Annotated in this window: 2 protein-coding genes; both read right to left on the reverse strand. The window is 68.1% G+C overall.

The annotated features are described in order from the left end of the window. Positions 1–55: 55 nt before the first annotated feature. On the reverse strand, positions 56–826 hold the full coding sequence (gene istB / locus ACFY1U_RS50915) for an IS21-like element helper ATPase IstB (protein ID WP_390700928.1): 771 nt from the start codon (positions 824–826) through the stop codon (positions 56–58). Next, entirely contained in the window at positions 823–2235 is a 1413-nt protein-coding gene (gene istA / locus ACFY1U_RS50920; protein WP_390700929.1) for an IS21 family transposase, read from the reverse strand. Before istA ends, istB begins: the two co-directional genes overlap by 4 nt. Positions 2236–2361: the final 126 nt, after the last annotated feature.

Genomic DNA, 2361 nt, shown 5'->3' on the forward strand with positions numbered 1-2361 from the left:
GTGTCGGCGTACGGGCTTGTCTCCCCGGTCGCGTACGGGCGAACGTCCCCAGTTGTCAGGCCACTTCGGTCTCTCGCTCGATGGCCTGGAGGCGGTTCTTGAGCCGGTAGCTTGGGCCGTTGATCGCGATCACTTCGCAGTGGTGGAGGAGCCGGTCGAGGATCGCGGTGGCGAGGACCTCGTCGCCGAAGACCTGGCCCCATTCGCTGAAGGTCTTGTTCGAGGTCAGGATGATGGAGCCCTTCTCGTAACGCTTGGAGATGACCTGGAAGACCAGGTTCGCCTCGGCGCGTTCGAGGGGCTGGTAGCCCACTTCGTCGACCACGAGGACGCTCGGCCGCAGGTAGGTGCCGAGTTTGTTGATCAGTCGCCCGGCCGATTCGGCGGCCTTGAGATTGCGGACCATGTCGTCGAGGCTGGTGAAGTAGATCGAGTAGCCGGCCCGGCAGGCCGCGACCGCGAGAGCGACGGCGATGTGCGTCTTGCCCACCCCGGGCGGCCCCAGCAGGGCAGCGTTCGCTTTGCCGTCGACGAAGGAGAGGCTGGCGAGGTCTTTGACCTTGCGCGGGTCGAGTTCGGGCTGGAAGGAGAAGTCGTACTCGTCCAGCGTCTTGTGGTGCGGCAGCTTGGACAGTCGCAGGCCCTGGCGGAAGCGGCGGTCGTCGCGGACGGCGAGTTCCTCGGACAGGACCAGGTCGAGGAAGTCGAGGTAGCCCATCTTCGCCTCGTCGGCCCGGCGGGTGTACTCGTTGATGGTCTCTGCCAGGTGGGGCAGGCCGAGCTTGCCGGCCGTGGTGCGGATGCGGTTGCCGGTCAGCTCGCTCAAGAGGACTCCTTCGTCGGGGAGTTGGTGGTGAAGGGCCGGGTGCCGGTCAGTTCGTCGTAGACCGACAGCGGCCGCCGCCCGACCTCGACACGGGTGGCCGCGGCTCGGTTCAACAAGGCCTCCAGCGGGCTGACTTGGCCGCCCGCGGACGGCTCGCGACGCGGTGGCGGTGTCACGTCGCCCGTCGTGGTGCGGCGGTTCTTGCCGGCCGGCAGGCCGTCCCAGTGCGCGTCTTCCTTGACGACGGCGCCGCGGCCGACCGCCCGCGGATGGGCGGACAGCAACGTCTCGCCGCTGGCATCGGGGACGGTCGAGTGCAGCATGACCTGGGACTTCGTCGCCCGGATCTCGACCAGCTGACGTGGGCGGACCTTGCGGGCGGGCACCGAGTAGAGGTTTCCGCCGAACGCGACCAGACAGTCCTTGCCGACCGGCCGCAGATGCCGCTCGGCCACCAAGTACGGAGTCGGCGGCAGCGGTTTGAGGGCCGCGTGATCGCGGGCGGCCCGGATGCCGATGACTTCCCGGTGCGTCTTGTGGATCTGGTCCCGCCGGCTGGGCACCCAGGCGGCGAACGCGGCGTCCATCTCCTCCAGCGAGGAGAACGCCCGCCCGGACAGCACGTGATCGCGAACGATGAGGACCTGGCGTTCAACCCGCCCTTTGCCGGTAGGCCGATAGGCGGCCAGGACGTCGATGTCGAAGTCGTAGTGCCCGGCGAAACCGACCGCCTCCGGATGCAGCGGGACCGCCTCGCCGGGAGCGACGTGCCGGCGCACGACGGTCTTGGTCCGGTCGTAGACGATCGTCATCGGCACCCCGCCGAAGTGCGCAAATGCCCGCCGATGGCAATCGAAGAAGGTCTGCAGGTCCTGGCTGGTGGTGAAGCAGCAGAACGGGTCGCGTGAGTACGACAGCACCATGTGAAACGAGTAGACTTTCGGGATGCCCATGTGGGCGAGGACCTTGCCCTCGTCACCCCAGTCGACCTGGGCCTGAGCCCCGGGGATGACCTCGAAGCGCCGGTGGAGCCCGGCCAACTCCTTCGGTGTGATGCCGAGTTCCTCGGCGATCCTCGGGCGGGCCTGCTGAACGTAGAGCTTGACGCGCTGGTAGTTGCCGGTGAACCCGTACTCCGCGGCCAGGCGTTCGTGGATCACCGATGCCTTCATCAGGATCTCGGCCCGCAGCATCGCGTCGACCAGCGGCGCGAACTCGTCGATCTTCCTGGGCACCACCTGGCCACTGGCCGAACGGCGCGGCGGCGTCGCCGGCCCCGCGAGGTACTTGCGGACCGTCTTGCGGTCCAGCCCCGTCTCCCGGGCGATCTCCGACAGGCTCATCGCCCCGGACTCCAACAGCCCACGAAACCGCCGGAGTTCCGACCACCGACGCGGATCCAAGACCACTGCCGACCACCCCCTGCCGCAGCACACCGACTACGCAGCAGCGTGCCGATCAGCCCGCCTCACCGCATCAGGAACTGGCCGCGTTCATCCGTACGCGGGTGGGGACGTTCAGGTGTACGCCGACAC

Origin of the sequence: Streptomyces sp. NPDC001351 (assembly GCF_042896045.1) — a bacterium.
Taxonomy (GTDB): Bacteria; Actinomycetota; Actinomycetes; order Streptomycetales; family Streptomycetaceae; genus Streptomyces.